Source organism: Paludibacter sp. 221, assembly GCF_010501035.1.
Taxonomy (GTDB): domain Bacteria; phylum Bacteroidota; class Bacteroidia; order Bacteroidales; family Paludibacteraceae; genus QVMH01.
This window is the reverse complement of sequence record NZ_QVMH01000008.1, coordinates 13,780-37,476: the sequence shown is the minus strand read 5'-3', so window position 1 is coordinate 37,476 and position 23,697 is coordinate 13,780. Positions and strand designations below refer to the sequence as shown.

15 protein-coding genes are annotated in these 23,697 nt (G+C 39.0%); 4 read left to right on the top strand and 11 right to left on the bottom strand.

The features are described 5' to 3' along the window. Window positions 1–38: 38 nt before the first annotated feature. Together D0T49_RS03190 and D0T49_RS03185 are read left to right on the top strand one after the other, a co-directional pair. On the top strand, window positions 39–5,924 hold the full coding sequence (locus D0T49_RS03190) for an alpha-2-macroglobulin (protein WP_163629143.1): 5,886 nt from the start codon (window positions 39–41) through the stop codon (window positions 5,922–5,924). A 69-nt stretch (window positions 5,925–5,993) separates the two neighbouring features. Then, window positions 5,994–6,416 carry an OsmC family protein gene (locus D0T49_RS03185; RefSeq protein ID WP_163629142.1) on the top strand — a complete coding sequence of 141 codons (423 nt, stop codon included), beginning with the start codon at window positions 5,994–5,996 and terminating at the stop codon, window positions 6,414–6,416. Window positions 6,417–6,500: 84 nt separating this feature from the next. Here the strand turns inward: D0T49_RS03185 and D0T49_RS03180 are convergent, their stop codons facing one another. The 4 genes from D0T49_RS03180 to D0T49_RS03165 form a co-directional block, all read right to left on the bottom strand. Continuing rightward, a complete protein-coding gene (locus tag D0T49_RS03180) occupies window positions 6,501–7,211 on the bottom strand; it encodes a DUF3108 domain-containing protein (protein ID WP_163629141.1) in 711 nt (236 codons plus the stop codon). Between the two features lie 106 nt (window positions 7,212–7,317). Next, window positions 7,318–9,075, bottom strand: a complete 1,758-nt coding sequence (gene aspS / locus D0T49_RS03175) for an aspartate--tRNA ligase (protein ID WP_163629140.1) — start codon at window positions 9,073–9,075, stop codon at window positions 7,318–7,320. A gap of 304 nt (window positions 9,076–9,379) precedes the next feature. Then, complete coding sequence (gene fabD / locus D0T49_RS03170) at window positions 9,380–10,252, bottom strand: ACP S-malonyltransferase (protein WP_163629139.1); 873 nt, start codon at window positions 10,250–10,252, stop codon at window positions 9,380–9,382. Between the two features lie 193 nt (window positions 10,253–10,445). Then, the gene (locus D0T49_RS03165; protein ID WP_163629138.1) at window positions 10,446–12,926 is read right to left on the bottom strand and encodes an HRDC domain-containing protein; all 2,481 of its coding nucleotides are present in this window, start codon (window positions 12,924–12,926) and stop codon (window positions 10,446–10,448) included. Window positions 12,927–13,361: 435 nt separating this feature from the next. Here D0T49_RS03165 and D0T49_RS03160 point away from each other — a divergent pair, with 435 nt between their 5' ends. Then, on the top strand, window positions 13,362–13,529 hold the full coding sequence (locus tag D0T49_RS03160) for a DUF362 domain-containing protein (protein WP_163629137.1): 168 nt from the start codon (window positions 13,362–13,364) through the stop codon (window positions 13,527–13,529). Between the two features lie 93 nt (window positions 13,530–13,622). On the opposite strand, the gene D0T49_RS03155 is transcribed toward D0T49_RS03160, so the two are convergent. The 7 genes from D0T49_RS03155 to D0T49_RS03125 form a co-directional block, all read right to left on the bottom strand. Continuing rightward, window positions 13,623–14,477: a DUF4197 domain-containing protein gene (locus D0T49_RS03155; RefSeq protein ID WP_163629136.1), complete on the bottom strand. Its 855-nt coding sequence runs from the start codon at window positions 14,475–14,477 to the stop codon at window positions 13,623–13,625. Window positions 14,478–14,599: 122 nt separating this feature from the next. After that, complete coding sequence (locus D0T49_RS03150) at window positions 14,600–17,143, bottom strand: adenosylcobalamin-dependent ribonucleoside-diphosphate reductase (protein WP_163629135.1); 2,544 nt, start codon at window positions 17,141–17,143, stop codon at window positions 14,600–14,602. A gap of 322 nt (window positions 17,144–17,465) precedes the next feature. Beyond that, window positions 17,466–18,557, bottom strand: a complete 1,092-nt coding sequence (locus D0T49_RS03145; RefSeq protein ID WP_163629134.1) for a DNA replication/repair protein RecF — start codon at window positions 18,555–18,557, stop codon at window positions 17,466–17,468. Window positions 18,558–18,600: 43 nt separating this feature from the next. Then, window positions 18,601–19,383 (bottom strand): hypothetical protein, encoded by a 783-nt coding sequence (locus tag D0T49_RS03140; RefSeq protein WP_163629133.1) that lies wholly within the window; start codon window positions 19,381–19,383, stop codon window positions 18,601–18,603. After that, window positions 19,380–20,525 (bottom strand): non-hydrolyzing UDP-N-acetylglucosamine 2-epimerase, encoded by a 1,146-nt coding sequence (gene wecB, locus D0T49_RS03135; RefSeq protein ID WP_163629132.1) that lies wholly within the window; start codon window positions 20,523–20,525, stop codon window positions 19,380–19,382. Before wecB ends, D0T49_RS03140 begins: the two co-directional genes overlap by 4 nt. Further along, the gene (locus tag D0T49_RS03130; RefSeq protein WP_163629131.1) at window positions 20,522–21,607 is read right to left on the bottom strand and encodes a DUF354 domain-containing protein; all 1,086 of its coding nucleotides are present in this window, start codon (window positions 21,605–21,607) and stop codon (window positions 20,522–20,524) included. Before D0T49_RS03130 ends, wecB begins: the two co-directional genes overlap by 4 nt. Window positions 21,608–21,610: 3 nt before the next feature. Then, window positions 21,611–22,618, bottom strand: a complete 1,008-nt coding sequence (locus D0T49_RS03125) for a peptidoglycan bridge formation glycyltransferase FemA/FemB family protein (protein ID WP_163629130.1) — start codon at window positions 22,616–22,618, stop codon at window positions 21,611–21,613. A gap of 194 nt (window positions 22,619–22,812) precedes the next feature. Between D0T49_RS03125 and D0T49_RS03120 the strand changes: the two genes are divergently transcribed. Then, entirely contained in the window at window positions 22,813–23,679 is an 867-nt protein-coding gene (locus D0T49_RS03120) for a transposase (protein WP_163629180.1), read from the top strand. The last annotated feature ends 18 nt before the right edge of the window (window positions 23,680–23,697 follow it).

Genomic DNA, 23,697 nt, shown 5'->3' with positions numbered 1-23,697 from the left:
TTGCCTTTTTACAACATGAATTATCAAATCGATTTATTATGAAGAGAAATTTGTTTCTTACCCTGTCCGTATTTATTCTGTTTTCAACCAATGTAATTACAGCACAAAAAAAGATGAATCAGTTCGCCGAACAGTGGAAAAAAATAGAACAATATGCTGATAAACAATTACCCGAATCAGCATTAAAAGAAGTAAACATCATTTTGGACGAAGCCCAAAAAACAAACAATTTTGCACAAACAGTAAAAGCCTATATCTATAAGATGCGCTTTACTATGGATAAGAATCCGGATGAAGCCCCAAGCCTGATAAAAGAATTTGAAAATTTCACTAAAAATTACAACAACCCTGTTGATGCAGCATTGTTACATTCGATGACGGCTGAATTGCACGCCATGTATTACCGAGGGCAGCAATATACCATAAACCAACGTACAGCGATAGAAGGATTCACACCTGAAAACATAAATGAATGGAGTAAAAATATATTTTTCGACAAAATAGCGAACGAACTTAAGCTATCTCTCGAAGCAAAGCCGGTTTTGCAAAAGAGCGATACCTCCCAATTCGAAGCCTTGATTGAAAAAGGAAAAGACAGTGCCGATTTCCAACCTACTTTGTTTGATTTTTTAGGACAGAGAGCCGTTTCTATTTTACAATCAGTTAACGAGATAGCATTAATAAAAAATCCACTGAATGCAAATACTTATTTTTCGCCCGTAAAGGAGTTTGTACAAGTACAACCCGAAACACAATACAATGATTCAAAAGAGAACTTAATCATCCAAATTTATCAGCAGTTACTATCTTTTCGCTTGAGTGAGGATAACGTTCCCGCCTTACTGTTTATTGATTTGCAACGCTTAGACTTTGTGCATAATAATTCCCAGAATATAGATGTAGATGAACTATACATCGCTGCACTCGAAAATCTGAATCAGGTTTATGCTTCTAACCAAGCAGTAGTATTGGCGTTTGAAAAAACGGCAGATTATTACATATACAGACAATATGATTATTTGACTGAAAATAACGATTACAACAAACGAGCTTACGACATATGCCAAAAGGGTATCGAAAAATATCCAAACTATAAATACATCAACAATCTGAAAAACATACAAGCGGGCATCACACAAAAAAACATTGATATTAATTATCCAACCGTAGGCAAGCCCGGCAACAAACTTAAAATAAAGGTCAATAGCAGAAATATATCCAACTTACAATTAGATATCTACCGGATAGATGCTACTGCAAACGAGTATTATGTTTTTTATCAGAACAACCAGAGCTACAACCGGAAGCCCTACCCCAACCGCAAACTGATTGAAACAAAGAATCTTACATTCGAAAAAAATGAAAATTTCACTACAGACGAAAATGAGATTACAATTACCGCTCCGGCTTATGGCATTTACGAATTTACGGTAAAGGAAAAAGGAAGTACAAAACGAACTGAGCAAGCACATGGAGCTTTCACGGTTTCCGATTTTGCTTTTATTCAACGTAAAACAGACAAAAGCAATACCGAAGCGTATATCCTCGACCGGGTAAGCGGCAAGCCTGTACCGGGTGTAAATGTGGATATAACCTATTCCAAATGGGAAGGAAACAAATATTCTCTGAATGAACACTCGCAAGCAAAAACAAACGAAAGCGGACTATTCAATGTTTCTAATGACCGTTCTTATTACATCTATTTCTTTTCAAAAGGCGAGGACAAGTATTTCTCTTCCGAAGCTAACAATTATTATTACCCTTCTTATTCCGGAAAGATTGAAGACAAAACCCAGCTATCACTATTCACCGACCGTTCTATTTACCGGCCGGGACAAACCGTATATTTTAAGGGAATAGCTTACCTGACTCAGAAACAGGAAGTGGTGACAAACCAAAACTTCATTGTCGAACTTTTGGATGCAAATAATCAGAAAGTATCTTCTGTTGAGTTAACAACAAACGAGCTGGGCTCGTTTGCAAGTCAATTCGCTTTACCCCAAAGCGGCTTGAATGGTGCTTACCAACTGAAAGCGGGCAGTTTTTCTACCACTATTTATGTAGAAGAGTACAAACGCCCGACGTTCGAAGTGAATATAGATAAGCCTGAAACGGAAGTGAATTTCGGAGAGAACTTCACTTTCGAGGGTAACGTTAAAGCATATGCAGGATACGCAGTGCCCGATGCCCAAGTCAAATATACAATCACACGCCGCAACCATCGTTTGTTGTGGTGGAACTATACGCCTGAGCAAATAGTGGCAAGCGGTATGATAACAAGCGATTCGGACGGAAAATTTAAAATAGATTTCACCCCCGAAAAGATACGTAGCAAAAACAGCCTCCTGCGCGAACAGTTTTACACCTACACGCTGACGACAAGCGTTACCGACACAAAAGGAGAAACGCAACAGGGAGCACAAAGCATTTCGGTAGGAGATAAATCGCTGTTTATCGTAACTGAAGTGCCGGAAATGCACAATAAGCAAACAGAATTGGCTATCAAGGTACATACCGAAACTCTGAACGGGAAAGAGCTTAACTCTGCTATAAATTACACCCTCTATCAATTAGAAAAAACTGATGTTTACAAAGAAAAACTGGACGACACCACCCGACTGAAAGAAAGCAGGCAAGTACGCTCAGGACAATTCGACACGAAAGATAAAAACCTGAAAATCGACACTAAAGACCTGCAATCAGGCTATTATAAGTTAGTATTAACTACTAAAGACGCAAAAGGCAGCGAAGTAAAAACCGAAAATACATTTATACTTTACGATGCGAATGAAAACCGTCCACCGGTAAAAACCTATTTGTATCTGCTTACTCCTAAAACAAAGGTGAATACAGGAGAAAGTGCTCAAATCCGTTTCGGGACTTCGGCTACCGATGTGCACGTGCTTTATCAACTGATGCAAGGCAATAAAGTGCTGGAAAGTAAATGGCTTGTATTGAATAACGAAATCAGAAATTTTGATATCGAACTGAAAAAAGAATATGCCGACGGTGTGAATATTATGTTCACTTTTGTAAAAGATGAGGAAGTATTCTCCCGTTCCGTACAAATTGAGCGGAAAACAGAGGAAAAGAAACTAAGCCCTTCATTCAGCGTATTTCGCGATAAGCTGAAACCGGGAGAGAATGCCACATGGACAGTACATATTCCCGAAGCAGTCAACGACAAAGCTATCGCTGAACTGATGGTAGGAATGTACGATGCGTCGTTAGATGTAATACGCCCGCATAACTGGGTATTTAACCCTGCATATCGTCTGAAAAATTCAAGTTCACGGGGATGGTCGGCAAACGGATTCAAGGATAGATATGCCGGTGGATACTTCGAAATAAAAACCGCCGAAACACACGGTATATACTTGAACCAGCTAAACTGGTTCGGACTGAGTATGTCTCAGTATTACTACGGGGGAGGCCCAATACGCATCCGGGGAACAGCAAGGATGAAAAATAACATGGAAGCGCCCGCATCTCCCGAAGCAATAGTAGTAGAAGATAGAAATATGATGATAGGAGAATCGTCTGATGTGGTTTTAGAAATGGAAGATGATGCTTTACTTTCTTTGAGCGTAAGCAACATAGAAGAAACCGGACAAGTTCAAATTCGTACCAACTTCAACGAAACAGCATTTTTCTACCCTCAGCTAAGAACGGATAAAGATGGCAATGTAAAGTTTAGTTTTACGGTGCCCGAAAGCCTGACCCGCTGGAACGTAAAAATGCTGGCACATACTGCCGATTTGTACTTCGGGCAAGCGGAAGCGGAAGCCATCACTCAAAAAGACTTGATGGTACAACTGAATATGCCGCGTTTCGTACGCCGCTCGGATAAACTGGTATTAGTAGCAAACGTTATTAACCTGACTGAAAACGCCCTGACTGCAAACGTAAAACTTGAATTGCTCAATCCTGAAAACGAACAGGTTATAAAACTGAAAGATAATAAAGCGAAAAACGTTACATTAAGTGCAAACGAAACAAAAGCGGTAGAATGGGAAATAACCGAATTTTCGGGATATGAACTGGTTATAGCAAAAGTGACCGCCCAAGCCGGAAAATTCAGCGATGGCGAACAACGCTACCTACCTGTATTGCCCGATAAAGTGCTGGTTACCGAAAGTATGCCAATGACGGTAAGGGGCAACGAAACCCGCGATTTCCGTTTCGAGAGCCTGATAAGTCAAGCTAAAAAAGTGGATTCGAAAAACCTTACAATAGAGTTTGCGTCCAATCCTACATGGTATGCAGTACAGGCACTCCCTACCCTGTCGTCGCCCGAAAACGAAAATGCGATTGACTACTTCACAGCCTATTACGTGAACGGGCTGGCCGGATATATAGCCAATGCCAACCCGAAAACAAGTGCAATGTTCGACCGTTGGAAACAAGAGGGAGGAAGCCGTGAAGCCCTATTGTCGAATCTGGAGAAAAACGCAGAGCTAAAAAATATGCTGCTCGAAGAAACACCTTGGGTTATGGCAGCTAAAGATGAGAGTGAACAAAAACGCCAGATTGCATTATTATTTGATTTGAACCAGCAAAAAAATCAAAAAGAGCAATATCTTAATAAGCTAATCAAGTTGCAAAAACCATCGGGTGGTTTCGCATGGTACGATGGCATGAGCGAGAGCCGGTATGTCACACAACAGATATTGCTGGGCATGGCACGCTACAACAAAATGACTAAAGCGGCAGAGGCTGCACCCGATTGGATAAAAAAAGCTGTTGAATATATCGACCTGGAAATAGCACGGGATTTTGACAGTTTGAAAAAGAATAATAAAAATTACAACACTTCGATGGTTATCAGCGATATGCAATGGTTCTATCTGCACGTTCGTTCGGAATACAAACAAATTCCGCTACATAATTCAGCCAAAGAAGCTGTACAATTTTATACCTCGCAAGCCGAAAAATACTGGACAAAAGCAACTCTATATGGCAAGGCGGCCACAGCACTGATAAGTCACCGCAACGGAAACAGCCCGTTGGCAAGTGACATATTGAAGTCGCTGAAAGAGAATGCCATGAAAACCGACGAAATGGGCATTTACTGGGCCGGCAACAAAGCCGGATATTTATGGAACGAGCGTCCTGTAAGCGTTCAGGTAGCTATATCAGAGGCTTTTTCGGAAATAACACAAGATGCTAAAGACGTGGATGAGATGAAAATATGGTTGCTAAAACAGAAGCAGACACAACGCTGGGATTCGCCTATTTCGACTGTAGATGCAATATATTCTTTACTCAATTATGGTACAGACTGGCTGCAAAGCGATAGTCAGGTCGAAATCAGGATAAATAACAAACTGTTGGAACCTTCGTCAATAGAAGCAGGAACAGGCTATATCAAAGAAACCATTCCGAACAACAACATCACCCCACGCATGGGCAATATTACAGTAAAGAAAACGGATGCCGGTATTGCATGGGGAGCTATGTACTGGCAATACTATCAGGATGTAGATAAGGTACAACAGCACGGAGGGGCGTTATCAGTTACCCAAAAGCTATTTGTAGAAAGAACTGTGGATAATAAAACAACTTTGTTGCCAATAGAGCAGGCATCCGTAAAAAAAGGAGATAAAGTGGTGATACGGCTTGTAGTGACTACCGACCGCAATCTGGAGTTTGTAGCATTAAAAGACCTGAGAGCAGCCTGTTTCGAACCCGTATCTCAACGTTCGGGCATGGTATGGCGCGAGGGAGTATCGTATTATCAAACTACGAAAGACACATCCACTCAATTCTTTTTCAATTTTCTCCCTGCCGGAACGTATGTTTTCGAGTACGAAGTGTGGGCAAACAATACCGGAGAATTTGCCGATGGTATGTCCACCATACAATGCCAGTATGCGCCTGAGTTTACAAGCCACACCAGAGGAAGTAAAATAAAAATTGAATAAAAAGATTTGGCTTCATATTTGTAATAATTACAATTAATTGTAAATTTGTAGAAAATTAATTGAATAATTATGACAACACATAAAATAACAGCCGAATGGAAAGGCAATATGGCTTTCGAAGCCGATATCGACGGACATAAAATAATGATGGATGCATCTGTCGAATCAGGCGGCGATTCGACAGGTGCAAGCCCTAAAAAACTAATGCTGTCGGCATTAGCCGGATGTACAGGGATGGATGTGGTAAGTATACTGAAAAAGATGCGTGTTCCGGTTGAGAAATGTACAATAGAAGTACAGGGCAACGTTACCGAAGAACATCCGAAACAATACGAGACAATGCACCTCGTTTTTGAATTTACAGGAAAAAACCTTCCGCTTGACAAGATTCAAAAAGCGGTAAAAATGTCGGAAGAGACGTATTGCGGTGTAGGGGCTTTTTATCGCAAGGTAATTGATATTACAACCGAAATAAGAATAAAAGAATCATAACCGGATGACTTGAATTTCAGGAAGTGTTTAAAATAGTATGTTCATGCCTGAAAGGCAATATTTAGACAAGCTCTAAATAGAAATCTACTTTTCATATTTCTCCAAGTCGAGCTTAAATGCACCTATAAGCATTTCGACCGAGAAAGAAACAGGTATTTTATTCCCGTCGTTACTCAGGAAAATGGCTACTTTCGAATCGCTGTCAAAAAGGTCACGGGCTTTGCTCGTAAGATAAAGCTTTATACAATTATAATCGCCGGCCTTTACCGACACATCTTTATAGCCCTGAAATTCAATCTGTACAGGAAAAACCTCCTCTTTTCTGAAAAAAATATCGAAATTCAGCTTATCGCCCTCTTGGTAGCTGCTCCAATCTATTTTCCGTAAATAAGAAATAACCGACAGTAAATCGCGTGTAGGGCTTTCAAGTTCGCGCTCTCCATGCAGATTGCTTTGCAGTTTTTTTTCAGCATGAAAGTACCTTACTGTATCATTATAGTAGGCTTTCTTCTCTTCCAAATCATATGAAAACTCAACAGGTAAAAAATCCTCCGTATCATGATAGCTGTCGAAAACATAATAAAAACGGAAAAGCCTTTCAAGTAAATTTGTTGTTTTAAACTCCAACCGGGTATGTTGCAGTTTTTCTCCATTCAGCACCTGTTCGCGGGTAGAAAGTTCTGCATATCCGGCATTAATAAAACCGTAATATGCACGCAAAGTAATCTTTTCTTCGGCCAACAAGGTTAACGGAAGTAAGCTACAAAAAAGAAAAATATAAATTTTATTCGACATTTTCATTCTATAAGGTGGTATAAGGACTCTAATAATATGAAAAAAATCGCTCTTCCTATCCCTAAACAGAAAGAACGATTTTTCTTTTATTTTCAAGTATTTATTCTTATTGTTCTTTCAAGTTTACAATCAGGTTCAACTCATCCAACTGAGCCGGATCTATTTTAGACGGAGCATCCATCATCACATCGCGTCCCGAGTTGTTTTTCGGGAAAGCAATACAGTCGCGGATACTATCCAAGCCTGCAAACAGGGATACAAAACGGTCTAACCCAAATGCCAATCCCCCGTGAGGAGGTGCTCCGTATTGGAAAGCACTCATTAGGAATCCAAACTGGTTTTCAGCCTGTTCCGGCGTGAAACCAAGCAGTTTGAACATACGGTTTTGTAATTCGCTATCGTGAATACGGATTGAGCCTCCGCCCAGTTCCACTCCATTCACTACCATATCGTAGGCAGTGGCGCGCACCGCTCCCGGGTCAGTGTCGAGCAACGGAATATCTTCTTTATTGGGCGATGTAAACGGATGGTGCATTGCATAAAAACGTTGAGTTTCGTCGTCCCATTCAAACAAAGGGAAGTCGATAACCCACAGCGGTGCAAATACATTTTTATCACGGAATCCCAAGCGACTTCCCATTTCGAGCCGCAACTCGCCCAATGCCTTTTGGGTTTTACGCTTGTCGCCGGCTAAAATCAGAATCAAATCTCCCGCTTTAGCGTCAAAAAGCTGTGCTATTTGTTTCAAATCATCTTGCGAATAAAATTTATCAACCGACGATTTGAAAGTACTATCCTCTTCGCACTTAATATAAACCAAGCCTTTAGCTCCTATTTGCGGACGTTTCACAAAGTCAGTCAGTTCATCCAACTGTTTGCGGGTGTATGCGGCACAGCCTTCGGCACAGATGCCTCCTACGTACTCCACACTGTCGAAAACAACAAAATCGTGCCCCGAAACAGCTTCTTTTAGTTCTACAAAACGCATCCCGAAGCGGATATCCGGCTTATCAGAACCGTAATACTTCATAGCATCAGCCCATGTCATACGGGGGAAAGCCTCTGTAAGGTCTATATCTTTCACAAACTTGAACAAATGCTTTACCATTCCTTCAAATATGTTCAACACATCTTCTTGCTCTACAAACGACATTTCGCAGTCAATTTGGGTAAACTCCGGTTGACGGTCGGCACGCAAATCCTCGTCGCGAAAACACTTGGCTATCTGAAAATAACGGTCGAAGCCCGATACCATGAGCAACTGTTTGAACAACTGGGGCGATTGCGGCAAGGCGTAAAATTCGCCCGGATTCATCCGCGAAGGCACAACAAAGTCGCGTGCACCTTCAGGAGTAGAGCCAATAAGAATTGGAGTTTCTACTTCCAAAAAACCAAGCTGGTCGAGATAACGGCGTGTTTCAAATGCCATTTGGTGACGCAATATCATATTACTGCGCACATTGTTGCGGCGTAAGTCCAGATAACGGTATTTCATCCGCAAGTCGTCTCCCCCATCCGTGTTATCCTCAATCGTAAACGGAGGCGTTTTTGATTTGTTCAATATATTAAGTTCCGAAACCAATATCTCAATATCACCTGTATCAATATTGGGATTTTTACTGCTTCGTTCAGCTACTTTTCCTGTTATCTGAATAACATATTCGCGTCCAAGGCCATTGGCTTCCTCACAAAGATTCGCATCCGATTCCTGATTGAAAATCAACTGTGTAACTCCATAGCGGTCGCGTATGTCGACAAAAGTCATTCCACCCATTTTACGTGCACGATGTACCCAACCCGATAAAGTTACGGTTTCTCCTAAATTAGCCTGACGAAGTTCGCCACAAGTATGCGTCCTGAACATATGTTTATTTATTTTATAAATTTAATATACAACAATAGCTGATTTTTAATTTTAAAACACAATAGATTCTACAGAAAACTGGCTATATGTTCTTAAAAACAGGTTTTTTACTCAAAAGAACATAAAAAATCCATTGTGTCTACTATGGTTCAAAATATTATTTTGTCTTGCGCTTATAAATTCCAGTTTTATAATCCTGCTTCCCAAAAAAACAGAACCACAAAAATACAAAAAAGACACAAAGAAAATCTATTCTTCGCATCTTTTTTATATTTCAATTCTAAATCGTTTTTCTAAAAGCGGATTACCTTACTACTACGTCAGGATTTACTTTTTTGATTAAGCCTTTCAGCACATCGCCTGGTCCTAATTCGATAAATTCAGTAGCTCCGTCGGTAATCATATTCTTTACCGTTTGTGTCCATCTTACAGGTGCTGTTAGTTGTGCTATCAGGTTTTCTTTAATTGCTTCGGGCTCAGTCTGAGGATAAGCATTTACGTTTTGATAAATAGGGCAAATCGGTTTATTAAAAACAGTCTCATTGATAGCCGATTGCAATTCTTCTGCAGCCGGACGCATCAGGGGCGAGTGGAATGCACCACCTACATTTAATCTCAAAGCACGCTTTGCGCCTTTTTCTTTCAGTTGCTCACAAGCCTTGTCTACACCTGCTATATCTCCCGAAATCACAATTTGTCCCGGACAATTATAGTTTGCAGGAACCACGATATTACCGCTGATACCATCGCAAACCTCTTCAACCACTTCGTCGGGCAAACCAAGCACAGCTGCCATAGTCGATTCCTCAATTTCACATGCTTTTTGCATTGCCATTGCACGTTTCGATACAAGGATTAACCCGTCTTCGAAAGTAAGCGCTTTGGCCGCAACCAATGCCGAAAATTCACCAAGCGAATGTCCTGCCACCATATCAGGGTCAAACTCATTTCCCAATACAAAAGCTGAGATTACCGAATGAAGGAACACAGCGGGCTGAGTCACTTTAGTTTGGCGTAGGTCTTCGGCCGTTCCATCGAACATTAAATCTGTAATGCGGAAACCTAATATTTCATTAGCTTTCTCAAAATAATTCCTTGCTAATTCTGATTGCTCGTATAAATCTTTACCCATCCCTACGAATTGGGCTCCCTGACCGGGAAAAACAAATGCTTTCATTATATTAACTTATTATTTTTTAATGTGATGAATACCTGAATGATTCACATTACATTCAGGCATACGGGGTGCAAAGATAATAAAAATGATAGAATAAAGGTCATAATTGACATTAAAGTATCCAAATAGAAAACCCGTGCAAAATAAAACCAGCCAAAGTGATTGATTCTCTTTTCTTTATTAGATAAAAACCTTATTTTTGCGCAAACTGCCTCCGCCGCCATGCCATGAAGAATTGCAACTCTACCGGAGAAAGGAAATCTTTTAACTTAACATAAAACGACTGTTTCTTTTTCTCCGCCTTTTCCACAATTTTCAGGGTCTCTTCGAATCTTTCGTCCGAAATAAAGTCACGGACATTTACTTCAAAATCAATAAAATCTATCAAATGCGTTACAATAGTAGATATGGCCAGCCCACGCTCCTCTGCTATTTCATTTATATTTTTCCCATGCAGATACAAGTCCAAAGTCACCTGCTTGCTGTCAACCTTTATTGGTTTAGATTTCTTTTCTGTAGTCTTTTTTGATTTTCTCGGCTTACTTGCCTCTTTCTTGTACATTTGCGAAGTCAGATTATTCTCACTGCAATACGCTTGAAGCACATTCAGAAACTCACTGCCATATTTCTGCACCTTAGTCGGCCCGAAACTCTTTATTTGCAGCAACTCTTTCTCTGTCAATGGAAGGAAATTTGATATTTCTATCAGTGTTTTTGCTCGGGCTATCTGGTGGGGCGCAACATCATACCGCTCGCACAATTCATTTCTGAGCAAAGTCAGATTCTTGTATAACTCAGGGTGATATGTGCCCGTGGAGGATTTCACAGGAGCATTTTTAGTATAAGAATCAATTTCGAACTCAGGTACAATAAAGGTGTTTTTAAGGATAAAATAATCCTCTACTCCAAACTCGTCTTTCAACCCATCCAGTAAAAAGCACTTTTGAGACACATTAGCAAATAATGTTTTCATGGAATCATTAAATTCGTTCGCATGCTTTTTACCTTCGCAAACCACAGGGCAGTCATTTAAGAACACCAGAAGCTCATCCAGTTTTTCTATAAAAAACTTTGATGCCGAGTTTATACGGCTTTGCATAAAGCCTTCGTCGACCGGACTTTCATTCTGAATTTTTTGAAGCTGCGACTGGAATTTAATCGCAACTTCGCGCACTTCTTTTATCTGCTGTAAGATACTTTGTAAATAAGGTATCGTTTCCTCATTAAACCACGATTCCAGCTCCCTCGTAGTATTCAGCAGGTACAATGCCTGCCCTTCGAGATTGGAAAACTCAAACAACGAATGTAAAACAAACCTGCGATACAGTCTTTTAGATTCTTCGAGCTGTTTTTCCAAGATGTTCTCATGTAGCTTATTCTGCTCGTAATTCAGAATCTTCGAGTCGTTCTGAATAGAGTGTGGATTTATTTTACTAAGCAGCACCATCCCTTCCAGCGAACGACAGCGGCTCAGGGCAACATACACCTGCCCCGACACAAAAGCATCGCCGGCATCAATCACAGCCTTATCAAAAGTCAATCCCTGGCTCTTGTGTATCGTTATAGCCCATGCCAGCCGGAGCGGATATTGAATAAATTCGCCCAGCTCCTCCTCCTCTATTTGCTTGGTATTCGGGTTTGCATTATAGCGGATATTACGCCACACATCACGATGCAAGCTGATAAGTTCATCATCTTCAGGACATTTTATCAATATGCCATCTTCCTTGTTTATATCCTCTATCACACCTATTTTGCCATTATAATAACGACGCGGGGTTTCAGCATCGTTTTTTATAAACATCACTTTAGCCCCTATTTTAAGCTCAAGCGACTTGTCGGTAGGATATATTTTCTCAGGATATTCTCCTTTCACCTCTGCCTCAAAGGTGTAAGTCTTGCCGCGTAGTTTCTTTAGCTCTACTGTATTTATACTATCGGCTTTGTAGTTATGCGTAGTAAGAGTTATGTACGTATCATCCTGAGAAGGCCGAAACCTCGGATTATACCGGCTTTGCAGCAGCTTCAGCCCGTCTGCCGACAGGCAATTATTCCGCACCTCGTTCAGAACACGGATAAAATCGGCATTCGACTGGCGGTATATTTTGTCCAACTCGATATAAAGCGGAGGCTGCAATCCTATAACCTGACTATCGAAGAAATAAGGACTTGGATAATGCTCCGACAGCAGTTTCCACTCGGCCTCAGTAGTTACGGGAGAGAGCTGAAACATATCACCAATAAATATCAACTGCACACCTCCAAACGGCTCGTTGTAACGGTAGCGAAAATGGCGCAGAATAGTGTCAACCGCATCAAGTACATCGGCACGCACCATACTTATCTCATCAATAACAAGCAGTTCGAGCTCCTGCAACACCTTTCGGCGGAAGCCGTGCATATGCACCTTTCCTATCAGTTCTTTCCTGCCTTCGGGGGTGGGTATAAAAGGGGCAAAAGGAAGCTGAAAAAACGAGTGCATGGTAGTACCACCGGCATTAATGGCAGCTACTCCGGTAGGTGCTACCACAGCCATCTGCTTTTTTGTTTCTTCTTTTAACCTGTGCAGGAAAGTAGTTTTGCCCGTTCCGGCTTTTCCTGTCAAAAAAATACTTCGATTAGTGTATAATGCAAACTCACTGGCAAAACGGTAGAAAGAAGAAACTGGCTCCATAATATCATCAACTTTAACAAATTCAGAAGACAAAAGTAATATAAAACAATCAATTATTTTAAACCGAGGGTGACGAAAACAAAAATCTTATAATTTTTGTTGTATTATTAACTAAAAGGATATCAGCCCAAAAAGCAGAAAGAGCTTTTTTTTACAAAAAATAGATTACGTCTCATTCTCTTCTACAAAAAACAAAGAAAGATGGGAAAACTTCAAACGGCACGCTGTTGACATCTACGTTTGCAACCAACTGATTGGAGGGGTCAAAAAAGAGGGATACAGGGAATATCGAGAATAAAAACAGACAAACATTTATAATACTCTCTCTTATTCATAAAATAATAGGCAAAAAACAGGAAAAGTTTTTGCGAACGCAGATTTTTGTTATAAATTTGCGACACTAATTAGTATTAACAAACAAATTTAAATTTCAAAATGGCTTACGTAATTACAGAAGATTGTATTGCTTGCGGTTCTTGTATAAGCGAGTGTCCTGTTGATGCAATTTCAGAAGGCGATATTTATGTTATCGATGCTGATGTATGTACTGATTGTGGAACTTGCGCAGATGTTTGTCCTTCAGAGGCAATTCACCCGGCATAATCGAGCATTAACAATTTACAAAATTTTAAAGGCTGCTAAATTTCAGAAATTTAGCAGCCTTCTTTTTATCATTTCAGATTAAAAACCGAAACCTTAATTATCCAATTGTCCGAATACATCTTGCAACAATTCGCTTGTGCGGGCACTTGCGTCTGTTCTGATTTTTGTTTCCTGCTCTCCCACTTTAAGGAATAATCCGTCCAATGCTTTTCCTGTAACATAAGCACCAAGGTCGGTTTCTATCGTTTTGATATTTGCCGCTTCGGGTACAAGTGCTACTACAACAGTTTTTATTAACGGATTATTGTCTAAGTAACTTACTACATTATTGTTCTGAGTAGTAAAATAATCCCACGCTTCCAACACATTCAAGCTTGCTGTAGCACTTTTAGCCGGCGACGATGACGACGAACCACCAATACCTACAGCTATTTTACTAAGCGACTCGCTTATTACACTACCAAAAGTGCCTTGCAAATCGGAGTATGTGTTTTTTTCCAGATAATCGGTAGCCGCCGTCTTATTAGGAGAAAACAAAAGGCTTGCCGCATCAAGGATATTAATATTTTTAATGGTATTGGCAAAAATACCCGCAGCTTTAGGAGCAGCGTCCTCGGCCGAGCGATTGATAGCAGTAGTCAAAACTTCGCTAAAATCAGTAGGTATATCCAACCCTACAGCCTTTATCAAACCCGAAACAGCGGGATTACTGGTATATCCTTGTACTGTTTTAATTGCGTTCAGAGCAGTTTGAGCTTGCTCCGGCAGCAAAATTTTAACGGCACTATCAAGCAGATAACCATTTTCTGTACCCAAAAGGGTCGAAGCGGTTTTTGAGCCTATGGTTAATGCTTCTTTCAATCCTGCCACATTATCAAATGTTTTCTGAATTTGTTCGCACGCGTTCAATACAAAAAGACTAATAAAAACGAAAATAAACTTCTTCATATACAACTTAATATTTATTTGTTAACTACATTCTATTTCAGCCCGCTAAAATAACAAAAAAAACATGCAAAACTCATTATTTTGCATGTTTTATATTTTACGGATATCGCATCCACCATATTTTATCCGCAGCGGGAATATCCGCACGACTCGCAACGCAAGCATCCCTCCTGATATATAAGGTTGCCCTCTTTACAGTGCGGACATAGCTGGTCGCTCGGTTTTCCGTCAGGAATATATTTTTTCAATGCACGTTCAACCCCATTTTTCCACGTATTGATAGATTCGCTGTCCAACTGAAGCCCCGATACAAGTTTTATCACCTGATCGATAGGCATACCGTAACGCAATACGCCCGAAATGAGTTTCGCATAGTTCCAGAACTCTTTATCAAATTTATGAGACAGTCCCTCTACCGTAGTTTTAAAGCCACGCTTGTTCGAGAACTGGAAGTCATACCGTTTATTTCCATCTTCGTCAACCACCTTGATGATTTTCCCACTTGTTACCGATTTCGGAAGCAAAATACCTTCGTCATCATCCGACAGTCCGGTGAAAATTTCGTAAGGACGCCCATCCAGCAAGCCTACAAACGCAATCCATTTATCTTTTGCATTTTGAAAACGGACTACTTCACACTCCAATTCTTTAGGACGTTTCAGTTGGGTTTCGTTATAACAGAAACAATGTTCTTTTTCGTCGCTCTCTTTTTTCTCCTCTTTCACTTCGACCAATACACCGGCGCGCGAACCATCACGATATACCGTTACCCCCTTACAGCCGCTTCTCCATGCCTCTTCGTAAAGTTGCCCTACCAATTCTTCCGACGCATCATTCGGTAGGTTTATGGTGACGCTTATCGAGTGGTCTACCCATTTTTGGATACGGCCTTGCATCTGCACTTTTTTCAGCCAATCCACATCGTTGGCCGTAGCCTTATAGTAAGGAGATTTTTGAACCAGCTCATCTATTTCCTCTTTGGTATAATGCATTGAGGCATCGTAGCCATTCGCCTCCATCCATGTAACAAACTTATGATGGAATACGATATATTCTTCCCACGAGTCGCCATTTTCATCTACAAAATCAACACGCACATCCTTGTCATTAGGATTAACCTTACGCCGGCGCATATACACAGGTTTAAAAACCGGTTCAATACCCGATGTAGTCTGGGTCATAATACTGGTAGTTCCGGTAGGAGCAATTGTCAGACACGCAATGTTACGTCGTCCGTACTTCACCATATCTTCGTACAGTTTCGGATCAGCTTCACGCAGGCGGTTTATGAAAGGATTATTTTTCTCGCGCTCGGCGTCGAACACAGCAAAAGCCCCGCGCTCTTTAGCCATAACTACCGACGAACGGTAAGCTGCCAATGCCGTAGCACGATGCACTTTTTCCGAAAAGTCAGTTGCCTCATCCGTACCGTAACGAAGCCCCAAAGCAGCAAGCATATCACCCTCGGCTGTAGTACCTACTCCGGTACGGCGACCCTGTAATGTTTTATATCTGATTTTTTCCCAAAGTTGATACTCAGTATTCTTAATTTCATTATCTTCCGGATCCGATTCTATCTTTTCGATAATCATATCTATCTTTTCCATCTCAAGGTCGATAATATCGTCCATTATACGCTGTGCATAACCCACATGCTTCTGATACAAATCAAAATCGAACTCAGCCTGTGGTGTGAAAGGGTTTTTCACGTACGAGTATAAGTTAATGGCTATTAACCGGCAGCTATCATACGGACAAAGCGGAATTTCGCCACACGGATTGGTCGAAACCGTACGGAATCCCAAGTCGGCATAACAATCGGGCACCGACTCGCGAATTATCGTATCCCAAAACAGGATGCCCGGCTCTGCCGATTGCCATGCGTTATGCACTATTTTTTTCCAAAGGGCATTTGCATTGATTTCCTTCTTATTGGTAGGGTTATCCGAGTAAATAGGATACTGCTGCATATACTCCTTATTGTTGATGGCCGCATCCATAAAATCATCGTCAATCTTAACAGACACATTAGCACCCGTTACCTTACCCGATTCCATTTTAGCATCAATAAACGACTCTGAATCAGGGTGCTTTATCGACACCGACAGCATCAAAGCTCCGCGACGCCCATCTTGAGCTACCTCGCGCGTAGAGTTTGAATAACGCTCCATAAACGGCACAATACCGGTTGAAGTCAAAGCCGAGTTTTTCACCGGCGACCCCTTAGGGCGGATATGCGAAAGGTCGTGCCCAACTCCTCCGCGACGCTTCATCAACTGAACCTGCTCTTCGTCAATCTTAATAATTGCTCCATAAGAATCCGAATTTGCATCAAATCCTATCACAAAACAGTTTGAAAGAGATGCAATCTGATATTCGTTCCCAATACCCGTCATAGGGCCACCTTGCGGAACTATGTATTTGAAGTTGCGGAACAATTCAAAAAGCTCATTCTCACTTAAAGCATTTGGATATTTTTTTTCAATTTTAGCAATCTCCTTTGCCAAACGACGATGCATGTCGTCCGGATTTTTCTCATACGTATTGCCAAATGAGTCTTTCAAAGCATATTTTGTAGCCCATACCTTTGCAGCTAAATCGTCACCTTTGAAATAATCCAAAGTAGCCTTTTGGACTTCTTCCGGAGAAACAGCTTTTTTTTCCATCAGATTATTCTTTTTTTATATTATGTAAATTAGATTAATTATCAAAACCTTATATCAAGAAATGCATCTTCGAAAAACGAAGTACAATGTTATATAAAATATCATTCACCGACAATACAGTAAACAACAAACTTATCAACAATGTTCAAAGTTTTCCAAAAAAAATTACAAACATCTAATTTACATGTAATTAAAAAATACAGGCGGCGAGAAAATTTTCCAAAAAGAAAATTCACACTAAACAAATAAAACGTAAAAAGAAAAGTATCAAAGGCAAGTATTAACAAAAAAGATACAACTGAATAAAAACACGCATCAAAAACTATTGCATTATTTTACCATTTTTCACTTCGAAGATGGAGCTTTCCTGTCCTAATTGTAGTAATATCTGATCCAGATGTTTACGGTTAGTGTCTGTTATGAAAATTTGTCCGAAAGAATCCTTTGAAACCAATTCTACTATTTTTCGCACCCGGTCAGAGTCCAGTTTGTCAAAAATATCATCCAACAAAAGTAGCGGATTTTTTTTATGAACACGTTTAAGGAAATCAAATTGAGCCAGTTTCAACGATATCAGGTAAGTTTTGTTCTGCCCCTGCGACCCCACACGCTTTATCGGATAGCCGGTGAGCAACATTTCCAAATCATCCTTATGGATTCCACAGGTAGAGTAACCCAAAACTAAGTCGCGCGCGCGGGTTTCGACTATATGCCTGCTCACATCGTATTTATCAAACTGCGAAATATAGCTTAAGCTAACCTGCTCGTTATCTTCGGAAATAAAAGAATAAAAATCCTGAAATATAGGAATAAACTCATCAACAAACTCTCTCCGCCTGGCATTAATATAAGCGCCATGAAGCACCATCTGCTCCTCCCATATTTCAAAAAGCGAATCATCCACCGGATTTTCCAATTTCAACAACGCATTTCTTTGTTTCAAAGCATTATTATATTGTAGCAACTGATGTAGATAATTTTTGTCGTACTGCGAGATTACCCCATCAACAAACTTACGACGCTCGTCACTCCCCTCACCTATCAGTATTGAATCGTCAGGCGACACAAGCACTAAAGGGAGTAGCCCAATATGGTCAGACAGTCGTTCGTAGTCTTTTTTATTACGCCTGAACTGCTTCTTCTGCCTACGCTTCATCCCACAATAAATATCCTCCGCAGCACCGTCAACATCATATTTTCCCTGAATAACAAAAAAATCAGCATCATGCCTAATATTTTGAGAATCAATCGAATTAGAATAGCTTTTACAAAAAGAAAGGTAGTAGATAGCATCAAGCAAATTCGTTTTCCCCATCCCATTATTGCCTATAAAGCAATTTATCTTGGGAGAAAAAGTCAAATCTGCCTCTTCAATATTCTTATAATTGATAATTGACAATGAATTCAGACGCATACCTTATCCGACAAAACACTTAAATAGAAGCCCATGTAAGCACTTATTTATTAGCGAAAAACAATTGCTTTATCTTATTTTTTATTGATTGGGAAAACAGTTCTACTGTCCATTCGAGTTTATTATCCGTCCATCGCTGCGGATGCGTAGTAATCATAATCGGCAACTGGTTATCTGATTTTTCAATCCAATCAATAAAATCAAATGTGGTATGAATTATAGGTTGAACTGACTTCGATGAATCTATCCTTTTATCGCGCACATTATATTTATCACCATCCCACATGCGGGCCGTATCAGTAAAGTACAACACATTTCCTCCCTTCTCCTCATTCAAAAAATCGAAATATGGCTCCCCGATTATCCCATAATCTTTGTAGCTATATTTCGTCCAGAGAGTGCGGTTATCATATTTAGAAGTAGGACTTCCGTGCATACAAACAGTAACAACTGGATAGAACTGTCTAAAATACTGCAACTGCTTCTCAAAATGTTTCATTCCTTCATCTACATTTCCTTGAGTAATGGCCAAATCTTCGTAATGGTAAGCAATTTCATGTCCCAATTCTGCTATTTTACGAATATACTCTGGCTTATTACTTTGTGGTACAATTCGGAAATAATAGGTAGCACGAATATTCAAAGAATTTTCTATTTTAGCTGTTTCAAAAGAATTTTCTACTTTTAAATCAACATCATGACGTAAGATAATATACTTACCGTTAGCTTTTCCCTCACACCAATCTTCAAAGGTAAAAAAAAAGTATCCTTTTTCTTTTAAGGCTATTAATAAATTCCTATATGCTGATAATGTAAAATCTTTCATTCGAATACTTCAATTATTTTATTTAGGATATATTCTGCAGCATTCCCATCACCAAAAACAGGAGCATATTTTATATCCCTATTTGTCAAAGCATTATAAGCATTTACTATTCTCGTTGTATCTGCATCAGTTACTATACCTGCGTTTTGCTGAATAATCTCGACCCATTCTGTTTCCGGACGAAGTATAACACATGGTTTCTTAAAAAAATAAGCTTCTTTCTGCACTCCTCCCGAATCTGTCATTACAATTTGTGCATTTTTTTCTAATTCTATAATTTCAAAAAACGATGCTGGTGGAATCATTTTTATCTTGGAGCAATTGTTTATCCGTTGGGCTATATCTGCATTATTCACCTGTTCCAAAATCTTTTTAGTACGAGGGTGAATTGGCAATACAATCAATATATCATTTGTTTCTGCAATATTAATCAACGCATCAAAAATAGCTTTTAACCGATGTGGATCATCCGTATTATTATTTCTGTGGATTGTTGCTAAAATATATTTTTCACCTTGCAAATCCAGTTTATTTATTATATCTGTTTTCGTTGGAGCAATAGATGCATAATATAACGAATTATCATACATAATATCGCCAGAGTTAAAAACTTCACGTTTTCTTCCGTCTGCAAATTTTGCTTTTGAATCGCAAAAACCTTCGTTTTTTAAATTTTCTATGGCTGTTTCGGTAGGAGCAAATAACAAGGTAGATAATTGGTCACAGACAATACGATTTATCTCTTCAGGCATAGCCATGTTAAAAGAACGCAATCCGGCCTCAATATGAATAATTGGAATATGAACTTTTGAAGCAGCAATAGCCCCAGCTAAAGTAGAGTTAGTATCACCAAATAATACGATTGCATTAAATTTTTCATTTAATAATACATCTTCAATTCCTGCTATCATCTTAGCTGTCTGCTCTCCATGGCTTCCCGAACCTATATTAAGATTAAAGTGAGGTTGTGGAATATTCATTTCTTCAAAAAATACTGCTGACATATTGGTATCATAGTGCTGACCTGTATGAAGTATTTTTTCCTCTATCTTATTCGAAAACTTATTCTGGATTACACGTGACAATGCGGCAGCTTTAATAATCTGTGGGCGTGCTCCTATTATGGTTAATATTTTTATCATCTGAAATTATATTGATAGTCAGGATTTTCTTGCATGATTTTTTTGCTCTCCGGATAGTTCTCTATGAACCAGGTAAAAAAAGCTGTTACATCTATCTTATCAAGCAAAAATTTCTGACGGCGCTCGGCCCATAATCCTTTTATATCCGAATAAGATAGTATTTCCTCTACCTTTTTCATCACATTATCAAACTCAGAAGGTAAAAAACTATATACTAATTGATAAACATGCTCTTCTTCTTCAAAAACAGATATTCTTCCTGCAAAAGAATTACAACGAATAGCAGGTGTTCCCAGAACAGCTGCTTCCGTCGTCATCGTTTGACTATCACCTATCAACATTGTTGCATAGTAAAGTAAAGAATGTATCTTCTCTGAAGAAAGCTTTAGTTGATACTTTTGGAATTCGGGTTCTATATCTCTTTCTGTAGTAATAAAGACCTTTCCTTTTTTCTCTAAAGACCTTATCAACTTTTCTTTATTTTGTAAAGAAAGCCCCTGAGCACCAACATCATGATGTGCCTTAAATGCGTTAAACCGAACTACAAAAAAAGTTTCTCCTTCTTCTATCCCTATTTCCTTCAAAACATTGGGGTCTGGTACAAAACGCTTAGGATGCAAATACGCTAATTCATGATAGCCAGCATAAAATATAGCTTTGGGTGTAGCACGCCGAACACAATCAGGTGATAAAACAACATCAGCACATGAATGCCCATATTTTACAAACAACGGCTCTATATCATCATCATCATCATCAAGGATTAGGGAATCCATTTTTGTCATTTTCGAAACTTGTGCTACTGTTAAAGAAGAACAGAATCCAATATCTATTCTCTTCTTTCTTATTAATCTAGCTAATTTAAAATTATACTTTAACTGCATGAATGCCTTTCTAAACAAAGAATCACTCATTTTCCCCAGAAAGACAAAAGGGATATTATATTTTTGTAATAAGAATATCGCAGAGGGAATATCTTTTATAGTTACCGTCACATCATGTCCACCCTTAATCAAGTCAAAATAAACATTCTTTGTTAGATGCACATGCGCCGGATGAGCAATATCAATTAAAATATTCATGGTCTAATTCCTTTTTATTAACATTATAGCTTTCTTTCCTATTTTATACATAAAAGGTTTTGTTATGTATAAAAAACGTCCGTGCTCAACTAGTTCTCCTCCAAATTTAGCCTTAAATTCTCTAACACCATATCCTTCATCTGGCTTTCCAGCACCCATCATGTCAAAATATTTGAAGTTATTTTCAGCCGCATATTCTATATCAGCCCATGTTGCCAGTGTAGAAGGATATATATTCTTAAACTTCCCATCCAAGCCACAAACAAACCACTCGTAAACAGTTTTATTTTTTAACAGCACGCACACACTCCCCCCTATTATATTTTCCTGATATTTTATTCCAAATATTTTCCCTTCCGGAAGTTTTCCCAATTTTTCAAAAAACTCATATGGGAATAAAGACGTCTTTATTTTAGTTTCATATAAGTCTTTTAATATATCATAATATTCTTTTAAATCTTTTTCTTCTTTTATCTCTATAATCTCAGCTCCTTCCTTTTTCGAGAGTTTTATGTCACGACGTTTAGTACTACTTAACTGTTTTAAAGCACTTTCTGCATCCAGCGTTTCAACATGAAAATTTAAATGAGCTTGATAACTAAACCCTACCTTTTCAAAGCACTCACGATAAGATATATAATTGTTATAATTCCGTAATTCTATATAAATCGCTTTTCCTTCCAAATAAGTCTTAGTCTGTTTTAGCAAAAGAAACAATGCTTCATTTGATATATTATCTGCCAACAAAGCTCCCCCTGGAATAATCGCTCTCCGACTAAAAAATCGTTTTAATCTTCCACCATCAGCAATGATATATCCACACATAATTCCCTTCAAGCTTCCATCTTCAGATACACCAAACACAAACGGTTTTAAAAATGATAATGAATCATAGAAGCGATAACAAGATGGGGCTTGAAAAAAAGAGGCAACAGAAGAATCCTCAAGTAACTTTTCCCACTGTAAAACATCTATTTCGGATATACCATAATGTAATTTAAAAGTATTCAAAATCTTATTTATTAATGCGAATCAGTAGTTGAAATCACTTTCTGATTCAGTTAGTTAAAACGCTGTTATTCAGTTAATTATCTCATTAAAAATTTCCACATCTACTTGGAAATCAGCATATTAGAAGAATAAAACCACTCATTTTTCTAATTATGATTCCCAAGGAGAAAGAATTAAAACTTATAAAAATATATATGTATATCTGCGATGTTTATGAGTCTTCACTGAAGTTCTACTGCCAGAGATTCAGTAATAATGCAAATCCGACCTTTACGGACCAGGAATTGCTTACTGCCTATCTGTTTTGCGGAGCCTATCAGCGATATTTCACCATTAAAGAGATACATACATTCACTAAAGAATATTTGCTTTCATGGTTTCCTAAATTACTTTCTTATCAGACCTTCAATTATCGATTGAACCTGATGAGTGAAGCTATTAACCACCTTGTAAAGCATCTCATTAATTCCTTTAAACCAGCTGATTGTGACACTATGACATCCATCATTGACTCTATGCCCATTATCACTTGTGGGGGAAAGAATAAAACAGGAAAAGTCGCCACCCAGATCGCAACCAAAGGATACTGCTCTACAAAGAATATGTATTACTTTGGACTCAAACTCCACGCATTGGCTTTTAGAAGAGACGGAACATTACCATTCCCTGAAATGCTAATGATATCCTCTGCTGCAGAAAACGATTTGACAGTGCTCAAAACAGAAGCAGCAGACACTCTTACGGACAGGAATATCTTTGCAGACAAAATCTACTCGGACTTCCCATATTGGACAGAAAAACAGAAGAGCCAAGGAGTATGCATGCTAACTCCTGTTAAGGCAATCAAAGGCGAAGAGTCTGTAATTACACAAAGAGAAAAAGCACGTCGAGATCTGTTCTCAACCGCAGTATCCAAAATCAGACAACCTATAGAGTCGTTATTCAACTGGATTAATGAGAAAACAAATATTCAAAGAGCGATGAAAGTCAGATCAACATCTGGACTTTTAATACATACGATGGGGAAAATTGCCATCGCTTTTATTTATCTAATTTTTTAAAACAATAGAATCTGGTTC